This window comes from Bradyrhizobium sp. HKCCYLRH3073 (genome assembly GCF_051167995.1).
GTDB lineage: Bacteria > Pseudomonadota > Alphaproteobacteria > Rhizobiales > Xanthobacteraceae > Bradyrhizobium.
In genome coordinates, this window is record NZ_JBNPUD010000002.1 from 373,028 (window position 1) to 398,156 (window position 25,129).

Sequence of the window (25,129 nt, forward strand, 5' to 3'; positions counted from 1 at the left end):
TCGACAAACATGCAGCCGTTGCGGCCGCGATGATGACGACCGTAGCGGTCCTCGCGCTACCGGCAACGGCCGGCGCGGAATCGGTGCTGCGCATCGGCATGACTGCGGCAGACATTCCGCGGACGCTCGGCCAGCCCGATCAGGGCTTCGAGGGCAACCGTTTCACCGGCCTCACGATGTACGACGCGCTGACGATGTGGGATCTGTCGTCGGCGGACAAGCCGAGCGTCGTCATTCCCGGCCTCGCCAGCGAGTGGAAGGTCGACGATGCCGACAAGACCAAGTGGACGTTCAAGCTGCGTCCCGGCGTCACCTTCCATGACGGTGCGCCGTTCAATGCCGACGCCGTGGTGTGGAACGTCGAGAAGGTGCTGAAGCAGGACGCGCCGCAGTTCGATCCGAGCCAGGTCGGCGTCACCGCCTCGCGCATGCCGACGTTGGCGTCGGCGCGCAAGATCGATGATCTCACCGTCGAGCTGACGACCAAGGAGCCGGACAGCTTCCTGCCGATCAACCTCACCAATCTGTTCATGGCGAGCCCGACGAAGTGGCAGAAGCTCTATGAGTCCGCGACCGGCGCCGACGACAAGGCGAAGTCGCAAGCCGCCTGGGCCGCCTTCGCCAAGGACGCCTCAGGCACCGGTCCGTGGAAGATGGCGAAGTTCACGCCACGCGAGCGGCTGGAGCTCGTCAGGAACGAGGCCTACTGGGACAAGGCACGCATTCCCAAGTCCGACAAGATGATCCTGCTGCCGATGCCGGAGGCGAACGCGCGCACCGCGGCGCTGCTGTCCGGCCAGGTCGACTGGGTCGAGGCGCCGGCGCCTGATGCGCTGCCCGAGATCAAGCAGCGCGGCTTCAAGCTCTACGCCAATGAGCAGCCGCATGTCTGGCCGTGGCAGTTCTCGCGCATCGAAGGCTCGCCGTGGAACGACATCCGCGTCCGCAAAGCCGCCAATCTCTGCGTCGATCGCGAGGGTCTGCGCGACGGGCTGCTTGCCGGCCTGATGGTGCCGGCGACCGGCACGTTCGAGAAGGGCCATCCCTGGCGCGGCAACGTCACCTTCGAGATCAAATACGACAAGGCGGCCGCGCAGAAGCTGATGCAGGAGGCGGGCTTCGGGCCGAACAAGAAGCTCGAGGTCAAGATCCAGACCTCGGCGTCGGGCTCGGGCCAGATGCAGCCGCTGCCGATGAACGAATACCTGCAGCAGGCGCTGGCGGAGTGCTATTTCGACGTCAAGCTCGACGTCATCGAGTGGAATACGCTGTTCACCAACTGGCGGCGCGGCGCCAAGGATCCGTCCGCCAACGGCGCCAATGCCACCAACGTGACCTATGCTGCGATGGATCCGTTCTTCGCGCTGGTGCGCTTCCTGCAGTCGTCGATGGCGCCTCCCGTCTCCAACAATTGGGGCTTCATCAACAATCCGAAGTTCGATGAGCTGGTGAAGAAGGCGCGCCAGACCTTCGATCCGGCCGAGCGCGACAAGGCGCTGGCGGAGCTGCATGCGGCTTCGGTCGATGACGCCGCGTTCCTCTACGTGGCGCATGACGTCGGTCCGCGCGCGATGAGCCCGAAGGTGAAAGGCGTGGTTCAGCCGAAGAGCTGGTTCATCGACTTCTCGCCGATCTCGGTGGAGCCTTAAGGCTCCATCCTCAACTCCTCGTCATGGCCGGGCTTGACCCGGCCATCCACGTTTCGATCCTCGGTGGACGGCGTGGATGGCCGGGTCAAGCCCGGGCATGACGATCGATAGACCTTCAATAGGTGACTCGTGCTTTCTTATGCTGCCAGGCGGATGGTCTATGCGATCCCGATCATCATCGGCGTAGCGCTGGTCTGCTTCATGCTCGTTCACATCACGCCCGGTGATCCGCTCGTCGCGGTGCTGCCGGCCGACGCGTCGCAGGAGCTCGCGCAGCAGCTGCGCGTCGCCTACGGCTTCGACAAGCCGCTGCCGGTGCAGTTCGGGCTGTGGCTGTGGCGCGCCGTCAATGGCGATCTCGGCAGCTCGATCGCGACCGGCCGGCCCGTGCTCGCCGAGGTGCTGCGCGCGGTGTCCAACACCGTGACCCTGGCGATCGCAGCGGCCATCATCGGCTTCTCGCTCGGCCTGTTCTTCGGCCTCGTCGCCGGCTATTTCCGCGACAGCTGGATCGACAAGGTCGCGACCTCGATCGCGATCGCCGGCGTGTCGGTGCCGCATTACTGGCTCGGCATGGTGCTTGTCATCATCTTCTCGGTCGAGCTGAACTGGCTGCCCGCGGTCGGCGCCGGTCCGTCCGGTTCGGGCGCATGGTCGTGGGACTGGGCCCATATCCGCTTCCTGGTCCTGCCCGCGATCACAACATCGGTGATTCCGATGGGCATCATCACCCGCACCGTGCGCGCGCTGACCGGCGACATCCTCAGCCAGGATTTCGTCGAGGCGTTGCGCGCGAAGGGCCTGCGCGAAACCCAGGTGTTCCGCCATGTGCTGAAGAACGCCGCGCCGACCGCGCTGGCGGTCATGGGCCTGCAGCTCGGCTACATGCTGGGCGGCTCGATCCTGATCGAGACGGTGTTCTCTTGGCCCGGCTCGGGCCTGCTGTTGAACTCGGCGATCTTCCAGCGTGACCTTCCGCTCTTGCAGGGCACGATCCTGGTGCTGGCGATGTTCTTCGTCATCCTCAATCTCGTGGTCGACATCGCGCAGGCCGCGATCGATCCGCGCATCAAGCGAGGCTAACGATGAGCGTCAGTCCCCCCGGCGCCATCGACGACGCCTCGCTGCAGGCCGCGCCGGTCGCGAACGCACGCGGCTATTGGGCGACCGTCGGTCGCCGGATCGTCCGCGACAAGGTCAGCATGGTCTGCGTCGCGATCCTGCTGCTGATCTTTCTCTCGGCGCTATCAGCGCCCTATCTGCATCTCGCTGATCCCTATCAGGGCTCGATGATCCGGCGCCTGCGCCACATCGGCACGCCGAACTATCCGCTCGGCACCGACGAGCTGGGACGCGACATGCTGGCGCGGCTGATCTATGGCGGCCGGCTGTCGCTGCTGATCGGCATCTCGCCGGTCATTCTCGCGTTCGGCATCGGCACCATGCTGGGCCTCGTCGCCGGCTATGTCGGCGGCTGGGTCAACACCGCGATCATGCGCACCATCGATGTGTTCTACGCGTTCCCCTCGGTGCTGCTGGCGATCGCGATCTCCGGCGCGCTCGGCGCCGGCATCACCAACTCCATCGTCTCCTTGACCATCGTGTTCGTGCCGCAGATCACCCGCGTCGCCGAGAGCGTCACCACGGGCGTGCGAAACCGCGACTTTGTCGAGGCTGCGCGGGCCTCCGGCGCGAATGCCTTCACGATCATGCGCGCGCATATGCTCGGCAATGTGCTCGGGCCGATCTTCGTCTACGCGACCGGCCTGATCTCGGTGTCGATGATCCTCGCCGCCGGTCTCTCCTTCCTCGGCCTCGGTACCAAGCCGCCGGAGCCGGAATGGGGCCTGATGCTGAACACCTTGCGTACCGCGATCTACGTCAACCCCTGGGTGGCGGCGCTGCCCGGCGTGATGATCTTCGCGGTCTCGATCTGCTTCAATCTGCTGAGCGACGGCCTGCGCAGTGCGATGGATATCCGGAGCTGATGGGCATGGCCATTTTAAACAACGGTCGAACGGCATCGGCAGTGCACCTCTCCCCGCCTGCGGGGAGAGGTCGGATCGCATCGCAAGATGCGATCCGGGTGAGGGGGTACAGGTCTCACCACATACACTTCCCGTGCGGCTGCCCCTCACCCCAACCCTCTCCCCGTAAGAACGGGGAGAGGGAGCGCAGCGGCATCTGCCGCACCTACCTGGGTCTATCGCTATGAGTGAAGCAACAGCTGTCATGGGTCTTGCCCCGATCGAGGATCTCGGCGGCAAGGCGCAGCCATTGCTGCGCGTTGATGGGCTCACGAAGCACTTCCCGGTGCGCGGTGGCCTGTTCGGCGCGCGCAAGACGGTGCGCGCGGTCGATGATGTCTCGTTCGCGATCGGCAAGGGCGAGACGGTCGGCATCGTCGGCGAGTCCGGCTGTGGCAAGTCGACGACGGCGCGGCTCCTGATGCATCTGATGGACCGCGATGCCGGCGAGATCATCTTCGACGGCCGGCAGGTCGGCCAAGAGATGTCCCTGCGCGAGCTGCGCCGCGGCATGCAGATGGTGTTCCAGGACTCCTATGCTTCGCTCAATCCGCGACTGACGATCGAGGAGTCGATCGCGTTCGGGCCGAAGGTGCATGGCATGGCGGATGGCGCGGCGCGCGCGCTTGCCCGCGATCTGCTCGGCAAGGTCGGGCTGCGGCCCGCAACCTTCGCCAACCGCTATCCGCACGAGATCTCCGGCGGTCAGCGCCAGCGTGTCAACATCGCGCGCGCGCTGGCTCTCTCGCCACGGCTCGTCATCCTCGATGAGGCGGTGTCGGCGCTCGACAAGTCGGTCGAGGCGCAGGTGCTGAACCTGCTGATGGACCTGAAGCGCGAGTTCGGCTTGACCTATCTGTTCATCAGCCACGACCTCAACGTCATCAACTACATCTCCGACCGCGTGCTGGTGATGTATCTCGGCGAGGTGGTCGAGCTCGGCCCCGTCGAGCAGGTCTGGGCCAAGCCCGCGCATCCCTACACGCGCGCGCTGCTCGCTGCGATGCCGTCCTCCGATCCCGACCGGCGCACCGAGGTGCCGCCGATCTCGGGCGATCCGCCGAACCCGATCGATCCGCCTTCCGGCTGCCGCTTCCACACCCGCTGCCCGTTCGCCGAGGCGCCATGCGCGAATGTCGCGCCAAGACTGACGGAGCTGGATACAATGGGACATCAGGCCGCCTGCCACATGGCGATCCCCGGCTCGGGACACAGCCGGGCGCCGGCCGCCTGACGAGCGGACACCAGCAGCGAGAAGCGTCAATGACCAGACCCACGCCCCAGCAAGTCAGTGCCATCGCGGAGGCCTCCGGCCTGCCGATCGACAAGGAGGTTGCAACCCGGATCGCCGACTCGATCGGACCGGCGTTCGACAACTTCGCGGCCGTTGCCGGCACGCTGCCGTTCGACCTGGAGCCGGCGAGCTATGTCGTGGCGCAGACGCTGAAGGTGGGCCGATGAGCACCGAACCTGGCTTGATGACCCTGATGGACGTCGCGAAGGCGATCGCGGACAGGAAGCTCTCTTCGGTCGAGGTGACGCGCTCCTGTCTGCATCGCATTGCGCAGTGGCAGCCGAAGCTGAACGCCTTCATGGCGATCGAGTCCGAGCCGGCGCTGAAGGCCGCCGCCGAGGCCGATGCCGCGCTTGCCAAGGACGGCCCCAAGGGTCCGCTGCACGGCGTTCCGCTCGCGCACAAGGACATGTATTACGAGGCCGGCCACATCTCGACCTGCGGCTCGCTGATCCGGCGCGACTTCGTCGCAACGACGACCTCGACCGCGCTGCAGCGGCTGAAGGATGCCGGTTCGATCCGGCTCGGCACCTTGCAGATGGCCGAATTCGCCTACGGCCCGACCGGGCACAACGCGCATTACGGTCCGGTGCACAATCCCTGGAAGCTCGGCTACGTCACCGGCGGCTCGTCGTCCGGCTCCGGCTCGGCGGTCGGCGCGCGCCTGACGTTTGCGGCGCTCGGCTCCGACACCGGCGGCTCGATCCGCATGCCCGCGAATTTCTGCGGCGTCACCGGCCTGAAGGTGACCTGGGGCCGCGTCAGCCGCGCCGGTGCGATGCCGCTGTCGCAATCGCTCGACACGGTCGGGCCGCTGGCGCAGACGGCGGAGGATTGTGCGCTGATGCTCGGGCTGATGGCTGGTCCCGATCCGGAGGATCCCACCGCCAGCGCGGCGCCCGTGTCGGACTATGTCGCCGCCACCCAGGCCTCGATCAAGGGTCTCAGGATCGGTGTGCCCAAGGCGTTCTATGTCGACGACCTCGATCCTGAGGTGGCGCGCTGTCTCGATGCGACCATCGCGGTGCTGAAGACCGAGGGTGCCGATGTGGTTCAGGTCGAGCTGCCGGATCAGCGCCAGCTCACCGCAGCCTGCCAGCTCGTGCTCGCGGTCGAAGCGGCGGCCTTCCATAAGCGCTGGATGATCGAGCGTCCGCAGGACTATGGCCCGCAGGTGCTGATGCGGCTGCAGAACGCGCTCGCCGTCTCCGGCGTCGCCTATCTCGAAGCGTTGCGCTGGCGCGGTGCGGCCCTGGCGGCGCATGTCGCGGCAACCTCCGGCGTCGATGCCGTGATCGCGCCGGTGTCGCCGCTGGTGACGCCGTCGATCGCCGACAGCGATGTCGGCGGCGCGCCCGGCGCGGAAGCCGTGATCCAGCGCATCACCCGCTTCACGCGCCCGGTGAACTATCTCGGCCTGCCGTCGCTGGCGATCCCGACCGGCTTCACGTCGACGGGACTTCCGGTCGGCATGCAATTGATCGGCCGCTCCTTCGATGAAGCCACCATCCTGACCATCGGCGCCGCGTTCCAGCGCGCGACGGATTTCCACGCCAGGGTGCCGACGCTGCCATGAAGCGTAGCGCTCGCTCCTCACATTCGGTGTCGTCCCGGCCAAGCCTGACGTCGCGCAGCGACGGCAGGCGCAGAGCCGGGATCCATAGCCACCGGCCGTCGTTTTGCGATGGCTCGGAGTGGCGATGGTGCCGCAATTGTGGATCGGGAGTATGGGTCCCGGGTCGGCGCGCGACGGCGCGTTGCGCCGCCGTGCTTGCCCGGGACGACACCGAGTTTGTCAGGATCAGATTGCCATGACCAACCTCGTCGAGATCGACAACCTCACCATCCGCTTCACCGGCGAGCGCACCGTGCATGCGGTGAACGATGTCAGCCTGTCGCTCGGCGATGGCGAGGTGCTCGGGCTGCTCGGCGAGTCCGGCTCGGGCAAGAGCGTGACGATGCGGGCGCTGATGCGGTTGTTGCCGAAGAAGCGCACCCAGATCGCAGGCCACGTCAAGGTGCTGGGCCGGGACGTGCTGGCGATGAGCGATGACGAGCTGTCGCAGTTTCGCGGCCGCTCGGTGTCGATGATCTTCCAGGAGCCGGGGCTGGCGCTCGATCCGGTCTATACGATCGGCCGGCAGATCGCCGAGACCGTGATGCGCCACGAGGGCAAGAGCTACGTGGAAGCCTCCGCGCGGGCGCTGGAGATGCTCGACGTCGTCCGCATTCCCTCGGCCAAGCGGCGGCTGGAGTCCTACCCGCACGAGATGTCCGGCGGCATGCGGCAGCGCGCGATGATCGCGCTGGCGCTGGCGTGCCGGCCGAAGGTGCTGCTCGCCGACGAGCCCACCACCGCGCTCGACGCCACTGTTCAGATCCAGATCCTGCTGCTGCTGCGCGAGCTGCAGCGCGAGTTCGGCATGTCCGTCATCTTCGTCACCCACGACATCGGCGTCGCCATCGAGATCTGCGACCGCGTTGCCGTGATGTATGCCGGAGAGATCGTGGAGCAGGGCAGCTTGCGCGATATCGTCCGTCAGCCCGTGCACCCCTATGCCCGGGGCCTGCTGGCTTCGACCATTCACGGCGCAAAACGCGGCGAGCGGCTGCAGACCATCCCGGGCACGCCGCCCTCGCTCGACCAGGCGCCGCGGAGCTGCTCGTTCGCACCGCGCTGCGGCCTGGCGCAGCCGCGCTGCGCGGAGGCGCCGCCGCCGAACGTCGCGCTCGGCCCGCAGCGGCTGGCGCGCTGCATCCTCGCGGAAGCTTCGGCAAGTGTGGCGGCAACGTAACGGTTGGCCCGAAACGCTCCATTCCCAGGCCGGAACTGTGCATCGCGTGTCGAAGCGTCGCGGTCGCCTCGCTAAGGTGCGGCAATGCGCGCCCTCGATCGGCCGCGCCGGTTGAGGACATGCCATGCACGTATCGAACGAAGGTATCTTGGTCATCCTGTTTGTCGGTCTGATCGCTGGCTGGCTGGCTGGCAAGATCGTCCGCGGCACCGGCTTCGGCCTGGTCGGCGACATCGTGATCGGGGTGCTCGGCGCCTTGGTCGCGAGCCTGATCTTCCCGCGGCTCGGAATCCGGATCGGGACCGGCCTCGTGTCGGAAATCGTCTATTCCGCGCTCGGCGCCATCATTCTCCTGCTGGTGGTGCGGCTGGTGCGGACCGGCGGGCGGCTCTAGGGCTCGCGATCCTGCGCGGCTGAACGTTTGCACCGGGCTATGCGACATACCCGAACACATCACTAATTTACGCTAAAGTGAGCATCGTTGGACGCTCACCGCGGGAATCAGTATATTTCGCCTTGTTTGCCGCCAGTTTGTGCCTTTGATCGGCGGTCATGCAGCTCATTTGATCAATTGAAGAGATGGTGGTGATGGCGGCCGCACCTCACGTGAGGCAATCCGAGCTCAGCGATGCCTTGCGCGGTTGCCGCAGCGCCTTCATCGGCGTCGGGGTGATGAGCTGCATCATCAACCTGCTGTATCTCACCGGCTCGATCTTCATGCTCGAGGTCTACGACCGGGTGCTGCCGAGCCGGTCCGTGCCGACGCTGATCGGCCTCATCATCATCGCCGCCGGGCTGTACGCCGCCCAGGGCGCACTCGACATGATCCGCAGCCGCATTCTCGGCCGGATCGGCACCGCGCTCGACGAGAGCCTGAACGCGCGGGTGTTCGACACCGTGGTGCGGCTGCCGCTGTCGGCGGGCGGCCGCAACGAGGGGCTGCAGCCGCTGCGCGACCTCGACAACATCAGGAGCTTCCTCGGCAGCCAGGGGCCGGGCGCATTCTTCGACCTGCCGTGGCTGCCGCTGTATCTGGCGATCTGCTTCGCCTTCCACGTCATGCTCGGCGTCACCGCGCTCGCCGGCGCCATCATCCTCGTCACCTTGACGCTGATCACCGAATTCCTCACCCGCTCGCCGGCCAAGGAGGCGATGGGGCTCGCCGCGCGCCGCAACGATCTGGTCACCGCAAGCCGCCGCAACGCCGAGGTCCTGGTCGCGATGGGCATGACCGGGCGCATGCTGTCGCGCTGGAGCGAAACCAACGAGAAATATCTCGCCGGCAACCAGCGCGCCAGCGATGTCGCCGGCGGCCTCGGCGCCATCGCCAAGGTGCTGCGCATGATGCTGCAATCGGCGGTGCTCGCGGTCGGCGCCTATCTCGTGATCCACCAGGAGGCGACCGCCGGCATCATCATCGCCGGCTCGATCCTGAGCGCGCGGGCGCTGGCGCCGGTCGATCTCGCGATCGCGCATTGGAAGAGTTTCGTCGCCGCGCGCCAGAGCTGGCGCCGTCTCAGCCATCTGTTGCAGACGATGCCGCAGCGATCGGCGCCGACCCTGCTGCAGCCGCCGGTCGGCAAGCTCTCGGTCGAGGGCATCTCGATCGTGGCCCCGGGCGACCAGAAGGCGATCGTGCAGGACGTCAGCTTCGCGCTGTCGGCCGGCAACGGCCTCGGCATCATCGGTCCGAGCGCGTCGGGCAAGTCCTCTCTGGTCCGCGCGCTCGTCGGTGTCTGGCGTCCGGTGCGCGGCCATGTCCGGCTGGACGGCGCCGCGCTCGACCAATGGTCGACGGATGAGCTTGGCCGCCATGTCGGCTATCTGCCGCAGGACGTCGAGCTGTTCGCCGGCACCGTGGCGCAGAACATCTGCCGCTTCGACCCGAATGCCTCGGCCGACGGCATCATCGCCGCCGCCAAGGAGGCCGGCGTGCATGACATGATCATCAAGATGCGCGAGGGCTACGACACAGAGATCGGCGAGCAGGGCGCGGCGCTCTCCGCAGGGCAGGCGCAGCGTGTGGCGCTGGCGCGTGCGCTCTATGGCAACCCGTTCCTGATCGTGCTCGACGAGCCCAACTCCAATCTCGACACCGAGGGCGACGAGGCGCTGTCGCGCGCCGTGCGCTCGGCGCGGGCGCGCGGCGCCATCGTCGTCGTCGTCGCGCACCGGCCGATCGGCATCGAGGCGGTCGATCAGGTGCTGGTGATGAAGGACGGCCGGGCCCAGGCGTTCGGTCCGAAGGAGACGGTGCTGGCGCAGGTGCTGCAGCCGCGTGCGCCGTCGCCGATCAAGATCGTGTCGGAAGCCGGGGTGGCGAAGCCATGAGCAGTCAGGTCATTGCCGGTCCACTTCCTGGCGGCCGCAAGACGGAAAGTGTGCGCGAGTCGATCCGCCGCCACCTGCTGATCGGCATGGGCGTCGTCGTCGCGGTCGCCGGCGGGTTCGGCGGCTGGGCGGCAACGCAGCAGATCTCCGGCGCGCTGATCGCGCCCGGCCAGATCGTGGTCGAATCCAACGTCAAGAAGGTGCAGCATCCGACCGGCGGCGTGGTCGGCGAGCTCCGGGCGCGCGACGGCGACGTCGTCAAGTCCGGCGACATCGTTGTCAGGCTCGACGACACCGTGACCAAGGCAAGTCTCGCCATCGTCACCAAGAATCTCGATGCGCTGCAGGCCCGCGCCGCGCGGCTGGAGGCCGAGCAGCGCGGCTGGGCCAAGATCCTGTTTCCGCCGCAGCTGCTGCAGCGCATGAGCGATCCCGAGGTCAAGAGCCTGACGGCGAGCGAGACCAAGCTGTTCGAGGTCCGCGTCAACGGCCGCATCGGCCAGAAGGCGCAGCTGCGCGAGCGGGTCACCCAGCTGAACGAGGAGATCGAGGGGCTCTCGGCGCAGGTCAGTGCCAAGGACCAGGAGATCGCGCTGGTGCAGAAGGAGCTCGACGGCGTGCGCCAGCTCTATGAGCAGCATCTGGTGCAGCTGTCGCGCCTGACCACCTTGGAGCGCGACGCCGCCCGCCTCAACGGCGAGCGTGCGCAGTTCATCGCGGCGCGGGCGCAGGCCAAGGGCAAGATCAGCGAGACCGAGCTGCAGATCATCCAGGTCGATAAGGACATGGTGAGCGAGGTGTCCAAGGATCTGCGCGAGACCACCGACAAGATCGGCGAGTTCGTCGAGCGCAAGGTGACCGCCGAGGATCAGCTCCGCCGCGTCGACATCCGCGCGCCGCAGGACGGCATGGTGCTGCAGTCGTCGGTGCACACCGTTGGCGGCGTCATCACCGCCGGCGATACCATCATGCTGATCGTTCCGCAGAGCGACGATCTCCAGGTCGAGGCCAAGGTCAACCCGCAGGACATCGACAAGCTGCAGGTCGGCCAGAAGACCCTGCTGCGGCTGTCCGCCTTCAACCAGCGCACCACGCCGGAGCTGAACGGCGTCGTCAGCCGCGTCTCGCCGGATGTCACCACCGACCAGCGGACCGGCCAGAGCTACTACACCATCCGCGTGTCGATGCCGCCGGAGGAGATCGCACGGCTCGGCGACGTCAAGCTGATCCCGGGCATGCCGGTGGAAGCCTTCGTCCAGACCGGCGACCGCACCGTGATCTCCTACCTGATGAAGCCACTGCACGACCAGCTGATGCGCGCGTTCCGGGAGAAGTGAGGTCGTCGGCCGGTCGCTGAGTGGCCACTGGCGGCGCCCCAATTTCGGTGTCATCCCCGCGAATGCGTGGATCCATAGCCACAGGCGGAAGTCGGTTTGCGCAGTCGGCGCAACACGCAGCCTGCCCCAAGACAGATCACGCGCTATGGGTCCCGGGTCGGCGCCCGCCGCCGCTTCGCGTCGCCGGGCTTGCCCGGGACGACAGCGGAGGCTATTCGCCGAGCTTCTCCAGCAACAACTCCAGCGCGCTCTTCGCGAAAAGACGCATATTGGCGAAGCGGTCGTTGCTGCCGCTTTCCAGTGTCACCACCGCCGACGCTGGCCCGGCCACGGCAAAACACGCATGGCCCGCCGCATCCCCGTAGCGATTGCCGGCAGGACCCGCGGCGCCGGTCTCCGACACTCCCCAATCAGTGGCAAAGCGCGTCCTGATCTGCCGCGCCAGCAGCTCCGCATACGGCTCGGACGCCGAGCGGATCCCTTTCATCGCGTCGTCCGGAATGTCCATCAGCACGCGACGCGCGTCGCGGGTATAGACCACGGCGCCGCCGAGGAAATAGGCCGAGGCGCCGGGCACCGCGAGCAGCGACGCCGCGATCAGGCCGCCGGCGGAGGATTCCGCCACCGCGATCGTCTGCTTGCGTGCGACCAGCCGCGCGCCGACCTGACCGGCGATGGCAATCAGTTCATCCATGGCAAACCTCACTCCGGCTCCCGCCGCACCGTCAAAAAAATGGGCGGCATCCGATGATGCCGCCCGCGACGTGAACAGACAACCCGATCAGGCGGCCACGGGTTCGCGCGCCGCGACCGCCTGGCGGCCGCCGCGATAGACCGTCATTGCCGCGATGATGCCGAGCACGGCGGCGCACATCAGCCAGTAGCCGGGCGAGGCCTTGTCGCCGGTCTTGTTGATGAGCCAGGTCGAGACCGCCGGCGTCGCGGTGCCGAACAGCCCAGCTGCCAGCGCAAAGGCGATCGAGAAGCAGGTGGTGCGGACATGCGCAGGCACGATCTCGACCAGGCAGCCCAGCATGGTGCCGCTATAGACGCCGAAATAGAACGAGAACAGCATTTCGACAGCGAGCAGCTTGCCGAAGCTCGGCGCCGCCGCGAGCCAGTGCAACGCCGGGTAGGCGGTGAGGAATGCCAGCGCCGCGATGGTCACGAGCACCGGCTTGCGTCCGATCCGATCCGACACCGCGCCGCCGACCGGATTCCAGAGAAAGTTGGTCACGGCGACCAGCAAAGTGACGAGCAGTGAATCCGACGCCGACAGCTTCAGCTGCTTACCGAAGCCGGGACCGTAGACGGTGATGAAGTAGAACATCGTCGTGGTCAGCACGGCGATCATCATGCCGAGGATCACGATGCGCCAGTTCTCCAGTGCCGAGGCGAATACTTCGCGCGCGGTCGGGTGCTTCTTCATCGCGAGGAAGGCCGGCGTCTCCTCCAGCGTGCGGCGCAGGAAGAAGATCAGCGGAATGATCAGGCAGCCGATGAAGAAGGGAATGCGCCAGCCCCAGGCGGCCACCACGTCCGCCGGCATGGCCTGGTTGAGCACGTAGCCGATGACCGAGGCGACGAAGATCGCGACCTGCTGGCTCGACGACTGGAACGAGGTGTAGAGGCCGCGATTGCCGGGCGTGGAGATCTCGGACAGATAGACCGACACGCCGCCGAGTTCGACACCGGCTGAGAAGCCCTGCAACAGCCGGCCGAGCAGCACGATGATCGGGGCCGCGATGCCGATCGTCGCATAGGTCGGGCAGAACGCGATGACGATCGTGCCGATCGCCATGATGCCGAGCGTCACGATCAGGCCCTGGCGTCGGCCGATCTTGTCGACATAGGCGCCGAGCACGATAGCGCCGACCGGTCGCATCAGGGCGCCGAGCCAGAACACGCCATAGGCATTGAGCAGCGATGCAGTCTCGTTCTCCGATGGGAAGAACGCCTTGGCGATGATCGGCGCGTAGAAGCCGAACAGGAAGAAGTCGAACTGCTCGAGGAAATTGCCGCTGGTCGCGCGCAGGATCGCGCCGATGCGCGAATGGATCGTAGCCGGCTGCGGGATTGACGTTGAGGACACGCGGGGAGACTCCTACCGTCGAGAGGCTCGTGCGGAGGATTTCTACGCCGGCCGATGGGAAAGGTGCGACAATCTGCCACGTCGAGCCCTGGCGGCCAATAGCTTTGCGCCGAAGGAGCCTAGGCTTGAACAGAATTGGCGGCGGCCGATTTCTGCTGCATTGCACCCTTCAGCCATTGCCGGAACGCCTTCAGCTTCGGCGGATCGGTCCGACCCTCCGGCGTCACCAGATAGAAGCCGGCATCGCTCGGCAGCGTCATCTTGAACGGCACCACCAGCCGGCCCTTGGCGATGTCGTCCTGGACGTAGGCGGTCCGCCCGATCGCAACGCCGAGGCCGTCGATCGCGGCCTGGACGGTCATCAGCGACAGGTCGAAGCTCAGCCGGCCCTGCCTCGACATCTCGACCGGCAGACCCGCCGCGGTCAGCCAGAGCCGCCAATCGTCGTCATAACCTCCGCTGGCCTGCAGCAGCGTGTGATGCGCGAGGTCCTCCGGACAGCGCAGCGGCTTGTCGCCCTGCAGCAGCGCCGGACTGCAGACCGGAAACAGCTCGTCGGCCATCAGCCATTCCGCCCGCACGCCCGGCCAGTGGCCGCGGCCATAGCGGATCGCGGCGTCGACGTCGTCCTTGCGAAAATCGACCAGGCCGGTCGAGGTCGTGATGCGCACGTCGATGCCGGGATGGGCCTCCTGAAAGGCCGTCAGCCGCGGCAGTAGCCATTTCGCCGCCAGCGAGGCGATGGTCGAGACCGTCAGCACCTTGGCGTTGTCCTTGCGAACCAGCCGTTCCGTTGCCAGCCGGAGATCGTCGAATGCGGCGCGCACGAGCGGAAGATAGTCGCGGGCCTGTGGCGTCAGCGCGAGACTGCGGTTCTGGCGGACGAACAGGCGGATGCCAAGCTCGTCTTCCAAGCGCTTGATCTGATGGCTGATGGCGGTCTGCGTCACGTTCAGCTCGGAGGCCGCGCGGGTGAAGCTCAGATGCCGCGCCGCAGCCTCGAACGCCCGCAATCCATTCAGCGACGGTAGCCTGGCCATTCGCGGCCTCCCGGTTCATGACGTTATTTCATCCGAAACGGTAGTAAATGTCGTTTGTGGATGAAGCGCAAGCGCTCGATATTGCACCCTCAAGGAATTTTCAGGAGGCTTTCATGTCCGTCTACGTCTCCTCTTCAATGACGAAACATCATGGCCCGGGGTTCTGGTCCGGCGTCGTGGAGCTGCTTGTGGCCTGGCGCTTCCGCTACCGGACCCGGCACGAGCTCGCGCAGTGGTCGGAGCGCGACCTGCACGACCTCGGCCTGTCCCGCAGCGATATCGCCGCCGAGATCGATAAGCCGTTCTGGCGGGGTTGATCCCCCTCACTCATCCCGCCGCGCTGGCGCCGCTCCGCAAAGGAGGGCGCCGGCAAGCTTCCCGGTTGGAGCCGCGCATGCCGACGCCCGCCATTGCCGATCTCGCTGCCGGCTCCAACATCATTCACACGCGGCGCGGTGAGGAGGTGCGCCTGCGTTTCGTCACACCTGACGACGCGGAGGCGCTGCAGAGCTATGTTCGGTCCTTGAGCCAACGCTCGCGGCACAAGCGTTTCCTCGGCGCGCTCAACGAGCTGCCGAAGACGGTGCTCGAGGATTTCGTCGCGCTCGGCCGCAACGACCGCTACAGCCTGATCGCGACGATGGACCATGACGGTGTCGACGGCATCGTGGCCGAGGCGCGCTATGCATTCGATCGCGGCACCGGTCGTGTCGAGTTTGGCCTGTCGGTCCATGACCGCTGGCAAGGCCACGGCATCGGTCCGGCGCTTATCGCGAATCTGGACGGACGCGCGCTCGCGTTGGGTGGCGTGACCCTGTCGGGCGATGCGCTGCGCACCAACGACGTGATGATTGCATTGGCCCGCAAGGCCGGTTTCACGATCAAGCCGCATGCGGACGATTGGACCCTGGTGCGGTTCGAGAAGGCTCTGAGCGGAGCGGTGGCTCATTTAGTGGGGGCAGATTTACACGTGGTCGGTCGCGAGTCCTAAGTCCCAACGTCCGAGATCAATGGATGGATGTCATTACCCCGCCAAGGCGCGACGTCCAGTACGCCGCCGCCGCACCTTGTCACCAGCTATCAGTTGCGGCCACTGGATCGCCCGGTCACGCCGGGCGACGATAGGTTGTTACCATACGACCATCCATCCACGTCATTGCGAGCGCAAGCGAAGCAATCCGGAGTCCTTGCCCAGCCCTGGATTGCTTCGCTCGCAATGACGAGACTCGCGGGTCGCCTTTCGGCTCAAAACGTCTCCACCCATGGCCGCAGCTCCATCTCCCAGCTCCAGGCGCTGCGCGGCTGCTGCAGCACACTCCAATAACTCGCGGCGATGGCATCCGGATCGAGCATCGAATTCGGTCGCTCCGCCGGCTCCTGGCGTTCCGCGCTCCTGATCGCGCCGTCGATGACGAAATGCGCGACGTGGATGCCCTGCGGCGACAGTTCGCGCGCCATGCTCTGGGCGAGGCCGCGCAGCGCGAACTTGCCCATCGCGAACGGCGCCGACTGGGCGTAGCCCTTGATGCTGGCGGAGGCGCCGGTGAACAGGATTGCGCCGTGCTTGTTCGGCAGCATGCGCTGTGCCGCCTGCTGCGCCACCAGGAAGCCGCCGAAGGCGCTGACGGCAATCGACTGCTGCACGTCGGCCGGTACGAGATCGGTGAGCGCTCCGCGCGCCCGCGCGCTGGCATTGTAGACCACGAGATCGGGCGCGCCGATCTCGCGCTCGACGATGCCGAACAGCCGCTCGACCTCCTCCGGATTGGTCGCATCGCAGGGGTAGGCGCGGGCGCCGGTCTCGTTGCAGAGCGCGCCGAGCTTCTCGATCTTGCGGGCGGCCAGCGCCACGCGGATCTTCTCGCGCGCGAACAGCCGCGCCAGCGAGGCCGAGAGCCCTTCGCCGGCGCCGACGATGAGGGCGATCTTGTAGGCAGGGATGTCCATGGGCATGTCCTTGAGCCAGAGCGTCCGCAGACATCAAGCTAGTGCACCGGCGGCCGACTTCCTACGGCTCGTCCCCACATTTTTGCTGCGCGTCCTCAGGTGGGACGCGGCTGCAATCCGGCGAGGCAGCCGATCTCCTCCAGCACGACATCGAGCCGGCTGCGATCGTGCAGGAAGGCATATTTGCCGCGGAGCATCGCCAGCGAGCGCGCATGATATTTCTGCGGCTTCTGCATCCAGGTGAAGTCGCCGAACTGGACGCGAAAGGCATCGCGTTTCTCGGCCAGCGCCTGTTCATTGGCGAGCGTCCACGGCATGAACAGCGCGCCGACCTGGCGGGTCAGGATCGGCATCAGGGTCAGCGACAGTTCCGGCCACAGCTCGAACTCGCCTTCGGCGCGCGGCCACAGCATGCGGTGGATCCAGGCCAGCACGTGCGGCGCGCGGCCCTCGATCAAAGCGCCTGCGGTCGGATCGGTCCACAGCTCGTAGAACTGGCCCCACAGTCCGAAATCGCCGTAGGCCGGACGCCGGCCGAACAGATACGGCCTGACTGAGAGATGCCGTTCGAGCAGGTCGAGCATTTCGGCAAAGCCCTGCTCGATCTGCGGCGCGTTGATCTCGTTCGAGCCGACGTACCACAGCCGCTCGACCATGCGCGCGCGGATCTTCTCGGCCAGTTCGCCGACCTCGATCTCGTCCGCCTTGGGGGCGCGGATGCGGGCGATGCGCCCGGCTGAGGCGCGCTGGTCGAGATCGCGAGCCCAGCGATAGTGGAACATCCACTTGTTGCCCCACTCGTCGCCGAACTCCTCGATCAGGGCCGAGATGAAGCTCGTCAGCGCGTCGCCTGGATGAATCGTCGGCTGCGGAAAGTCGAGCTCGAGCGCATCGATGATCGGCGTCGAATCCTGCATCGGTACCTCGTCGGGAGCGACCACCAGCGGAATGATCGGCATCTTGGCGTGCCGCGCGAACTCGGTCTCGCTTTCCGCGTTGCGCAATATCCAGTGATGCGGAATGCCCTTGTAACGCAGATACGATCGCACCTTGACCGAATAGGGCGACATCTCCGCCCCGAAGATGCGATAAACCTCCGTCGGCTGATTGGTCATGGATCTGCTCCCGGTTCGGCGCACGCCGCTGCCTGTTGTGTATCCGATCAGGCGCAACCTGTCGAAGAGTCCATCAGAGACTTGCGGAAACGAACGAGGGCTTAACGATCATGCATCAGTTCCTGAAGCGCGATGACGTGATGACCGGCGGCGCGAGGCCGGAGCTGCTGGCGCCCGATACCACCGGGCTGAACTTCTATCGCGCCGACCCCGCGCTCGCCGATCTCTTGCGCATCCATCTGCCCGAGGCGCTGTTTCGGCACCTCGTGCCGCATCTCGACCGCCTCGGCGAGCTCGCCGGCTCCTATCTCGACGAATGCGCCCGCCTGGCTGACCGCCATGGCCCTGTGCTGCACCAGCGCGACCGCTTCGGCCGCGACGTGCAGTGGGTCGAGTACCATCCGGCGTATCGCGAGCTCGAGCGCGCCGCCTTTGGCGAGTTCGGCATCCACGCGATGTCGATCCGCAAGGGCATTCTCGGCTGGCCGACCAGATATCCGGTCACGGCCAAGCACGCCTTCACCTTCCTGTTCAACCAGGCGGAGTTCGGTCTGGGCTGTCCGATCAACGTCACCGACGGCTGCGCCAAGCTGCTGGCGAGCTTCGGCAGCGACGGGCTCAAGGCCAAGTACCTCGATGGCCTGACCCAGACCGACATGAGAAAGCTGACCCAGGGTGGCCAGTTCATGACCGAGAAGGAGGGCGGCTCCGATGTCGGCACGTTGACGACGGTTGCCGTGCCGGAGGGCGACCATTGGCGCCTGCATGGCGAGAAATGGTTCTGCTCCAATGCCGATGCGAAAGTGGTGATGCTGCTGGCGCGGCCGCAAGGTGCCGAAGCGGGAACGCGCGGCGTCGGCCTTTTCCTGATGCCGCGCTTCCTCGATGACGGCAGCCAGAACCACTATCGGATCGTGCGCCTGAAGGACAAGCTCGGAACGCGCTCGATGGCCTCGGGCGAGATCAAGCTGGAGGGCGCCGTCGCCTATGCGGTCGGGAGGCTCGATCGCGGCTTCGTGCAGATGGCCGAGATGGTCAACTCGTCGCGTCTCTCCAACGGCGTCAAGTCGACGGCGCTGATGCGGCGGGCCTGGCACGACGCGATCACGGTCGCGCGCAACCGCGTGGTGTTCGGAAAACGCATCGTCGACCTGCCGCTCGGGCGGCGACAACTGCTGAAGATCCTGCTCGCGACCGAGCAGGCGCTGTCGCTGAGCTTCCTTACCGCCGACGCGCTCGACCGTGCCGAGGCCGGCAGCCAGGATGCCGCGGCGATGCTGCGCATTCTGACGCCGACATTGAAATTCCGTGCCACGCGCGACGCGCGCAAGGTCTGCGGCGATGCGTTGGAGATGCGCGGCGGGATCGGCTATGTCGAGGAGTTCGTCACCGCGCGGCTGCTGCGCGACGCCCATCTCGGCTCGATCTGGGAGGGCACCGGCAACATCGTCGCGCTCGATGCGCTAAAGCGCGCCGTAGGCCGGCACGGTGCGGAGGCCGCGCTGGCCGCCGACCTGCATGCGCGGCTCGACGACAGCGCCGCCGTGCCGCAGGCCTGGAGCGACCGGCTACATCGGCTCGTGGATCGTGCCGTGGGCTTTGCGCGCGAGGTCGCGGGACGCGCCGACAAGGAGTCGGAAGCGCGCCGCGCCACCAGCCTGCTGTATCACACAGCCAGCGCGGTCTCGCTGACCTGGGAAAGCGCGCGCATCCACGCGATGCGCGGCGACGCACGGCGGTTGCTATTGGCGAAGCTCGTCGTCGATCATCGTCTGACGCCGTCCGATCCGTTCCGGCTCGCGGAAAACGAGACGGACGACGCGATGGCGACGTTGCTGCTCGGCGATCGCGTCGCAGGTATGGATGAGGTTGGCGAACTGATTTCGGCGGCGTAGTCTTGTGGAATGTCACGAAGATGGATCGCGAGCTCATGGCTTCTGCTTTGTGCGAGTGATGAGCGAACAGGCTGGGGGTACAGGTCCAATCATTTGCACCACCCGTGCGGCTGCCCCTCACCCCAACCCTCTCCCCGTGAAGAACGGGGAGAGGGAGCGCAGCGGCTACGTCGAAACAGCCGGGTAACAACTCACAATAAACAAGACAGGGAGAACGCCAATGAAAGCCGCCGTGCTGATGGAGGTCAACAAGCCGCTCGTCATCGAGGACGTCAGCGTGCCCAAGCCGGGGCCGCGGGAAGTGCTGATCCGCACGGCGGTGGCTGGGCTCTGCCATTCCGATCTGCATTTCATCGAGGGCCTCTATCCGCATCCGCTGCCCGCGGTACTGGGCCATGAATCCGCTGGGATCGTCGAGCAGGTCGGCGCCGACGTCACCTATGTGAAGCCGGGTGATCATGTCGTCACCTGCCTCTCGGTGTTCTGTGGCACGTGCGACAACTGCACCACGGGACGTCCGGTGCTGTGCACCGACACCACGGTGAAGATGCCGCCGGGCGCCTCCAACCGGCTGTCATGGGCGAGAGCTGAGAAGCTGCACCAGTTCCTGAACCTGTCGTCCTTCGCTGAACAGATGCTGGTGCACGAGAATGCGATCGTGAAGATCCGCAACGATATGCCGCTCGACCTCGCCGCGCTGATCGGCTGCGGCGTCATCACCGGCTATGGCGCCGTCGTCAACACGGCGCGGGTAACGGCCGGCGAGACGGTGGCCGTGATCGGATGCGGCGGCGTCGGCATGGCCGCGATCAACGGGGCGGAGATCGCGGGCGCGGGCCGCATCATCGCCATCGACACCAATCCGGCCAAGCTGCAGCTTGCGACGAAACTGGGCGCAACCGACATCATCAATCCCATTGAGGGCGACGTCGTGGCCCAGGTGCGCGAGCTCACCAAGGGCGGCGTGCATCACGCCTTCGAGGTGCTTGGGCGCAAGGAGACCGCCGAGCAGGCGTTCGCGATGCTGGCGCCGGGCGGCACCGCGACCATCGTCGGCATGATCCCGTTCGGCCAGAAGATCGAGCTGCACGGCTTCGACTTCCTGCGCGAGCGCCGCATCCAGGGCTCGTCGATGGGCTCCAACCACTTCCGCGTCGACATGCCCCGCCTCGTCGAGTTCTATCTGCGCGGCAAGCTGCATCTGGAGGACTGGATCTCCGCCAAGCTGAAGCTGTCGGAGATCAACGAGGGCTTCGCCAACATGAAGGCCGGCAAGACGCTGCGCAGCGTGATCATGTTCGATGCATGAGGGACACGGTCGGGTGTGAGGAAGTTGATGGGGTTCGGCGGGTCTGCCTACTAGTCACTCGTCATGCCCGGGCTTGACCCCGGGCATCCAGCCTCTGGAAGATGGATGGCCGGGTCAAGGCCGGCCATGACGATGTAGGACGGCGGAATTTGGTGAGGCGCTGTTGAAGAAGCCGAAGCACTAACTAATTCGCGAACCGTGGCGGCGGAACGAAGCCGCCGAACTCGCGCTCGACCAGGTCGGCGAGCTTGAGCGGCGTGCGGTCTTCGAGGAATGGGCCGACGATCTGCACGCCCACCGGCAAGCCGTTGGCGAGGCCGAGCGGGATCGCGGTCGCCGGCAGTCCGGGCAAGGTGGCGATGCCCGGCCAAGCGAGCTGATCGGCGTAGCAATGCTCGACGCCGTCGATGCTGATGCGGCGCTGCTCCTGGTCGGGCGAATGATCGTGCGGATAGGCCGGAGTCGGCATGATCGGGCAGATCACGGCGTCGAACTGCTCGAACAGCGTTCGCCATTGCGCGCGCAGCCGCGCCCGCGACCCGCCGGCCTGAACCCAGTCGCGATGGCTGAGCGCGATGCCGCGCAGTCGCTCGGCCGCGAGGCTCGCCGCCTCCTTCGGCAATTGCGCGGCCGCCTGGCTGGCGCCGGCGTGGACCTCCGCCGGCATGGTGGCGCCGATGAAGCCGAGCAGCAGGCGCATGTAGAGCCGGCTCGATGCGGCGAAGTCCGGCAGCAGCGGGCTCTCTGTCGCGACGTTGACGCCGGCCCGTGCCAGGTCGGCCGTCAGCCGCTCGATCGCGCCGCGCACGGCGCTGTCGGTCGGCAGCAGCGGATCGCTCGCGACCACCAGCACGCGGAAATCCTGCAGGCGACCGTGACGCGCCGGCGGCAGGTCGAGGCGATACGCCTTGCCGGCCTCGAGCGGGTCGGGGCCTGCGATCACATCGAGCAGCAGCGACAGATCGGCGGCCGAACGGGCCATCGGGCCGACGACGGCGAGGTCGGCCTCGCCGGGCAGCGGCTGAAATGGCGGCGGCGTGTGGCCGCGCGAGGCCACCAGGCCGTAGCTCGGCTTGTGCGCGGTGACGCCGCAGTGAAACGCGGGGACCCGCAGCGAGCCGCCGATATCGGACCCGAGCGACAGCGAGCCGTAGCCGGCGGCCAGGGCCGCGGCCGATCCGCCTGACGAACCGCCTGGCGTGCGGCCGAGATCGTAGGGATTGTTGGTGATGCCGTAGATGTCGTTGTAGCTCTGCCAGTCGCCGAGCCCGAGCGGCACGTTGGTCTTGCCGAGCACGATGCCGCCGGCATCCTTCACGCGCGTCACCGTCAGCGCATCCTCCGCTGCGATGAAATCCCTGTGCTGCGGAAAGCCCCAGGTCGTCGGCAGGCCGGCGACGTTGTAGGATTCCTTCACCGTGAGCGGCAGGCCGAGCAAAGGCCGCCGTTCGCCGCGCGCCAGTGCCGCGTCGGCGACGTCAGCGGCAGCGAGCGCGCGCTCGAAATCGCGCACGCAGACGGCGTTGATCTTGGAGTCATGACGTTCGATTCGATCGATGGCGAGCCTGGTCAGCTCGACCGACGAGATCTGACGATCTGCCAATGCCTTCGCCGTGTCGACGGCGGTTGCGAATGTCCATTGCGGTGCGGCCAATGTCGATCCTCCCGGTGCGATGTTTGCCGGGAATCTTAACCGATGCGGATGGCGATCACTTGACCGAAATTGCGGACTATCCTTTAGCCCGGCAGCATCCGCTGCATGACGCGGTCGCGATAGATGAAGACGTGCGCGATTGCTGCGGCGACGTGAGCGACGATCAGGATCAGCAGCAGCCATTCGGATGCCTGGTGCAGCCCGTCGATGGCGCGGTTACCGGCCGGGTTGCGCGCCGCCAGCATCGGCAACGGAAGCAGGTAGAAGAACGACACGCTCCAGCCGCGGAAGGAGGCGAACAGCCAGCCGGTGATGGTGCTCGCCATCACCATCACATAGAGCATCCAGTGCACGACCTCCGAGCTCAGCCGCTGCCAGGGCGGCAGCGAACTCTCCGGCGCGACCGGATGGGTGAGCCGCCAGACGAAGCGCACGGCGATCAATGCCAGAATGGTGAGGCCGAACGAAATGTGCAGGATCATCGGCGCGCCGGGGGGCGTGTTGGCATGCAGGTCCGGCATCAGCCAGCCGATCGGATACTGGATGGCGAGCAGCGCCACCACCAGCCAGTGCAGGATCTTCGCGGGCGTGCCGTAATGCAAGCGTGGCGTCATGACGATTTTCCGTTGTGATCGGTCCGGCGCCATCAGCCTCGCGGCTGGACGTTTTGCAAGACGCCGGGGTGCGGAGGCTAGGCCGCTCCTATGAGAATTCCGACGCCGAGCACGATGATGCCGCCGAGCACGATCTGGAACACCGCCTGCAGGAACGGCGTGTCCATGTAGCGCGCGCGGATATAGGCGATCGCCCACAGCTCGAAGAACACCACGAGGCTCGCGATCGCGGTCGCGATCCAGAACGCGTTGGTCCAGGAGTCCGGGACGAGATAGGGCATCGTGTGCCCCAGTCCGCCGAGCGTCGTCATCGCGCCGCAGACGGCGCCGCGCAGCCACGGCGAGCCGCGTCCCGTCAGTGAGCCGTCGTCGGACAGCGCCTCGGCAAAGCCCATGCTGATGCCGGCGCCGATCGAGGCGGCAAGGCCGACCAGGAAGGTCTGGAAGTTCTGATGCGTGGCGAAGGCGGCGGCGAACAGCGGCGCCAAGGTCGACACCGAGCCGTCCATCAGGCCGGCGAGACCGGGCTGGACATATTGCAGCACGAACACGCGCCGCCGCGTCTCATCCTCCTTGTGCCGGACGTCCGGACTGAGGATCTTGTCGGTCAGTTTCGCCGCAACCTTCTCGTGGCCCTTCTCGGCCTCGGCGAGATCGCCGAGCAGCCGGCGCACGCCGACATCCTTGGCCTGCTCGGCGGCCTTGGCGTAGAAGCGCTCGGCCTCGAACTCCATCGTGCCGACCTCGCGGCGGATGGCGTCGAGCGACAGGTTCTTGGTCAGCCAGATCGGCCGGCGCTGCAGGAAGCCCTTGACGTTCTCGCGCCGGATCGGCGGCAGGTTCTTGCCGAAGCGCTCCTCATAGAGCTCGAGCAGCATGTGGCGGTGGCCCTTCTCCTCCTCGGCCATCTGCTCGAACAGCTTCGCCGAGTCCGGATAGCGTTCTGCCAAGTCCTCCGCGAAGCTCATATAGATGCGGCCGTCTTCCTCTTCGGCCGAGATCGCGATTGCCAGGATCTCGCGCTCGGTGAGGTCGGCGAAGTTCTTCATTCCAAGGTCCCCGGATCTCTCGCTCTCAACATTCGGCTGTTTAGAACGTTTCTAAAGTCTATATGGATTTGCCGCACCGCGGTCAAACTCCGGCCGCCGATTGGTCGCGAACGCTTTCGTGACCCCGCATTCAAGCTCCAGTCATGGAACTGCGAGGATAGTCCGTCGTTCGCGTTCCGCTCAGCCACCTAAGGAGTTCCAATGGACAGCGTCAAATACCGGCTCAACGATCCAGGGTTGGCGCCGCGCCGCACCCGGATGGATATCCCGGGTTGGGCAGGCGAACGCCAGCCACGCGCGAATGGCTCGCATGAGCAGGTCTGGCATTGCGTACCATTCTCGGAAGGTGCGCAATATGGCATCGAGCTATTTTATCCCTACGACTTCGAGCTGCAGGTCACCACGCGCGACGGCAAGCTGGAACTGTCCGGCGACTGGGGCGAGCCGCCGAGCCCGAGCCTGCAATGGCCGCCATTCCGCAATTTCGGCGATGCCTTCTACACCTACCAGATCCTGCTCGATCTCAAGGTGCCCAAGGGCTTTGCGATCCGGACCGAGCCGCATCCCCGCTTCTACACCGATCGCACCGATACCTGCCCGATCGCGGTGCCGGCATTGGTGCGCAATTTCTGGCCGATGCTGTTCTTCTGCGTCTTCAAGGCGCCCGCGGAAGGGCGGACGCACATCTTCCGTCCGGGCGAGCCGTTCGCGCAGGTGATCGTGATTCCGGAGGAGGCGAACTTCACGGTGGAGCCGATGAGCCCGGACGAGGCAGCCGAGCGCGAGCTGCAGTCACGCCGCATCCACGCCAGCCGGCCCGTGCTCGCCAAGGAGACCGAATGGGTGTCGAGCACCGACACCGTGTTTGACGGCACTTATCGCCATCTGCATCGCGCGGCAAAGGACAAGGCGCGCAAGGCCTGACCCTTCCGTCGTCCTCAAACGAAAGAGCGCCGACCTCATGGTCGGCGCCCCCCGAGC

23 protein-coding genes are annotated in these 25,129 nt (G+C 66.3%); 15 read left to right on the forward strand and 8 right to left on the reverse strand.

Annotation, left to right across the window (positions count from 1 at the left end; genetic code table 11):
- The first annotated feature begins 29 nt into the window (after nucleotides 1-29).
- The 10 genes from ACQR1X_RS05600 to ACQR1X_RS05645 all read left to right on the forward strand — a co-directional run bounded on the left by ACQR1X_RS05600 (nucleotide 30) and on the right by ACQR1X_RS05645 (nucleotide 11,433).
- The gene (locus ACQR1X_RS05600) at nucleotides 30-1,649 is read left to right on the forward strand and encodes an ABC transporter substrate-binding protein (protein ID WP_434898476.1); all 1,620 of its coding nucleotides are present in this window, start codon (nucleotides 30-32) and stop codon (nucleotides 1,647-1,649) included.
- Nucleotides 1,650-1,778: 129 nt separating this feature from the next.
- Nucleotides 1,779-2,732, forward strand: a complete 954-nt coding sequence (locus tag ACQR1X_RS05605; protein ID WP_315805220.1) for an ABC transporter permease — start codon at nucleotides 1,779-1,781, stop codon at nucleotides 2,730-2,732.
- 2 nt (nucleotides 2,733-2,734) lie between these two features.
- Nucleotides 2,735-3,637: an ABC transporter permease gene (locus tag ACQR1X_RS05610; RefSeq protein WP_315805219.1), complete on the forward strand. Its 903-nt coding sequence runs from the start codon at nucleotides 2,735-2,737 to the stop codon at nucleotides 3,635-3,637.
- A 223-nt stretch (nucleotides 3,638-3,860) separates the two neighbouring features.
- Nucleotides 3,861-4,910 carry an ABC transporter ATP-binding protein gene (locus ACQR1X_RS05615; RefSeq protein ID WP_434898477.1) on the forward strand — a complete coding sequence of 350 codons (1,050 nt, stop codon included), beginning with the start codon at nucleotides 3,861-3,863 and terminating at the stop codon, nucleotides 4,908-4,910.
- 29 nt (nucleotides 4,911-4,939) lie between these two features.
- Entirely contained in the window at nucleotides 4,940-5,137 is a 198-nt protein-coding gene (locus ACQR1X_RS05620) for a hypothetical protein (protein ID WP_434898478.1), read from the forward strand.
- Nucleotides 5,134-6,546 carry an amidase gene (locus ACQR1X_RS05625; protein ID WP_434898479.1) on the forward strand — a complete coding sequence of 471 codons (1,413 nt, stop codon included), beginning with the start codon at nucleotides 5,134-5,136 and terminating at the stop codon, nucleotides 6,544-6,546. Before ACQR1X_RS05620 ends, ACQR1X_RS05625 begins: the two co-directional genes overlap by 4 nt.
- Nucleotides 6,547-6,781: 235 nt before the next feature.
- Entirely contained in the window at nucleotides 6,782-7,765 is a 984-nt protein-coding gene (locus ACQR1X_RS05630) for an ABC transporter ATP-binding protein (RefSeq protein ID WP_315805215.1), read from the forward strand.
- A 124-nt stretch (nucleotides 7,766-7,889) separates the two neighbouring features.
- Nucleotides 7,890-8,159, forward strand: a complete 270-nt coding sequence (locus tag ACQR1X_RS05635) for a GlsB/YeaQ/YmgE family stress response membrane protein (RefSeq protein WP_316182845.1) — start codon at nucleotides 7,890-7,892, stop codon at nucleotides 8,157-8,159.
- A gap of 194 nt (nucleotides 8,160-8,353) precedes the next feature.
- Nucleotides 8,354-10,096, forward strand: coding sequence for a type I secretion system permease/ATPase (locus tag ACQR1X_RS05640; RefSeq protein ID WP_434898480.1), 1,743 nt, complete (start codon nucleotides 8,354-8,356; stop codon nucleotides 10,094-10,096).
- The gene (locus ACQR1X_RS05645; protein WP_315805212.1) at nucleotides 10,093-11,433 is read left to right on the forward strand and encodes an HlyD family type I secretion periplasmic adaptor subunit; all 1,341 of its coding nucleotides are present in this window, start codon (nucleotides 10,093-10,095) and stop codon (nucleotides 11,431-11,433) included. The genes ACQR1X_RS05640 and ACQR1X_RS05645 overlap by 4 nt, the downstream gene beginning before the upstream one ends.
- A 211-nt stretch (nucleotides 11,434-11,644) precedes the next feature.
- On the opposite strand, the gene ACQR1X_RS05650 is transcribed toward ACQR1X_RS05645, so the two are convergent.
- From ACQR1X_RS05650 to ACQR1X_RS05660, 3 genes are all read right to left on the reverse strand, one after another.
- The gene (locus tag ACQR1X_RS05650) at nucleotides 11,645-12,127 is read right to left on the reverse strand and encodes a CinA family protein (RefSeq protein WP_315805211.1); all 483 of its coding nucleotides are present in this window, start codon (nucleotides 12,125-12,127) and stop codon (nucleotides 11,645-11,647) included.
- Between the two features lie 87 nt (nucleotides 12,128-12,214).
- Entirely contained in the window at nucleotides 12,215-13,525 is a 1,311-nt protein-coding gene (locus tag ACQR1X_RS05655) for an MFS transporter (RefSeq protein WP_434898481.1), read from the reverse strand.
- 119 nt (nucleotides 13,526-13,644) lie between these two features.
- Complete coding sequence (locus tag ACQR1X_RS05660) at nucleotides 13,645-14,565, reverse strand: transcriptional regulator GcvA (protein ID WP_316239415.1); 921 nt, start codon at nucleotides 14,563-14,565, stop codon at nucleotides 13,645-13,647.
- A gap of 113 nt (nucleotides 14,566-14,678) precedes the next feature.
- Here ACQR1X_RS05660 and ACQR1X_RS05665 point away from each other — a divergent pair, with 113 nt between their 5' ends.
- Nucleotides 14,679-14,882 carry a DUF1127 domain-containing protein gene (locus ACQR1X_RS05665; protein WP_434898482.1) on the forward strand — a complete coding sequence of 68 codons (204 nt, stop codon included), beginning with the start codon at nucleotides 14,679-14,681 and terminating at the stop codon, nucleotides 14,880-14,882.
- Nucleotides 14,883-14,959: 77 nt separating this feature from the next.
- A complete protein-coding gene (locus ACQR1X_RS05670) occupies nucleotides 14,960-15,556 on the forward strand; it encodes a GNAT family N-acetyltransferase (RefSeq protein ID WP_434898483.1) in 597 nt (198 codons plus the stop codon).
- A gap of 254 nt (nucleotides 15,557-15,810) precedes the next feature.
- Here the strand turns inward: ACQR1X_RS05670 and ACQR1X_RS05675 are convergent, their stop codons facing one another.
- Nucleotides 15,811-16,512: an SDR family NAD(P)-dependent oxidoreductase gene (locus ACQR1X_RS05675; protein WP_434898484.1), complete on the reverse strand. Its 702-nt coding sequence runs from the start codon at nucleotides 16,510-16,512 to the stop codon at nucleotides 15,811-15,813.
- 95 nt (nucleotides 16,513-16,607) lie between these two features.
- Nucleotides 16,608-17,627 carry a glutathione S-transferase family protein gene (locus tag ACQR1X_RS05680; RefSeq protein WP_434898485.1) on the reverse strand — a complete coding sequence of 340 codons (1,020 nt, stop codon included), beginning with the start codon at nucleotides 17,625-17,627 and terminating at the stop codon, nucleotides 16,608-16,610.
- 110 nt (nucleotides 17,628-17,737) lie between these two features.
- Between ACQR1X_RS05680 and ACQR1X_RS05685 the strand changes: the two genes are divergently transcribed.
- Both ACQR1X_RS05685 and ACQR1X_RS05690 read left to right on the forward strand, forming a co-directional pair.
- Nucleotides 17,738-19,522, forward strand: coding sequence for an acyl-CoA dehydrogenase family protein (locus ACQR1X_RS05685; RefSeq protein ID WP_434898486.1), 1,785 nt, complete (start codon nucleotides 17,738-17,740; stop codon nucleotides 19,520-19,522).
- Between the two features lie 220 nt (nucleotides 19,523-19,742).
- Nucleotides 19,743-20,831 carry a Zn-dependent alcohol dehydrogenase gene (locus ACQR1X_RS05690; protein WP_434898487.1) on the forward strand — a complete coding sequence of 363 codons (1,089 nt, stop codon included), beginning with the start codon at nucleotides 19,743-19,745 and terminating at the stop codon, nucleotides 20,829-20,831.
- A gap of 184 nt (nucleotides 20,832-21,015) precedes the next feature.
- Here the strand turns inward: ACQR1X_RS05690 and ACQR1X_RS05695 are convergent, their stop codons facing one another.
- From ACQR1X_RS05695 to mbfA, 3 genes are all read right to left on the reverse strand, one after another.
- Nucleotides 21,016-22,485 (reverse strand): amidase, encoded by a 1,470-nt coding sequence (locus tag ACQR1X_RS05695; RefSeq protein WP_434898488.1) that lies wholly within the window; start codon nucleotides 22,483-22,485, stop codon nucleotides 21,016-21,018.
- 83 nt (nucleotides 22,486-22,568) lie between these two features.
- Nucleotides 22,569-23,099 (reverse strand): cytochrome b, encoded by a 531-nt coding sequence (locus ACQR1X_RS05700; RefSeq protein WP_315805201.1) that lies wholly within the window; start codon nucleotides 23,097-23,099, stop codon nucleotides 22,569-22,571.
- A gap of 77 nt (nucleotides 23,100-23,176) precedes the next feature.
- Nucleotides 23,177-24,148: an iron exporter MbfA gene (gene mbfA / locus ACQR1X_RS05705; RefSeq protein ID WP_315805200.1), complete on the reverse strand. Its 972-nt coding sequence runs from the start codon at nucleotides 24,146-24,148 to the stop codon at nucleotides 23,177-23,179.
- A gap of 201 nt (nucleotides 24,149-24,349) precedes the next feature.
- On the opposite strand from mbfA, the gene ACQR1X_RS05710 reads away from it, so the two are divergent.
- A complete protein-coding gene (locus ACQR1X_RS05710) occupies nucleotides 24,350-25,072 on the forward strand; it encodes a hypothetical protein (protein WP_434838541.1) in 723 nt (240 codons plus the stop codon).
- The last annotated feature ends 57 nt before the right edge of the window (nucleotides 25,073-25,129 follow it).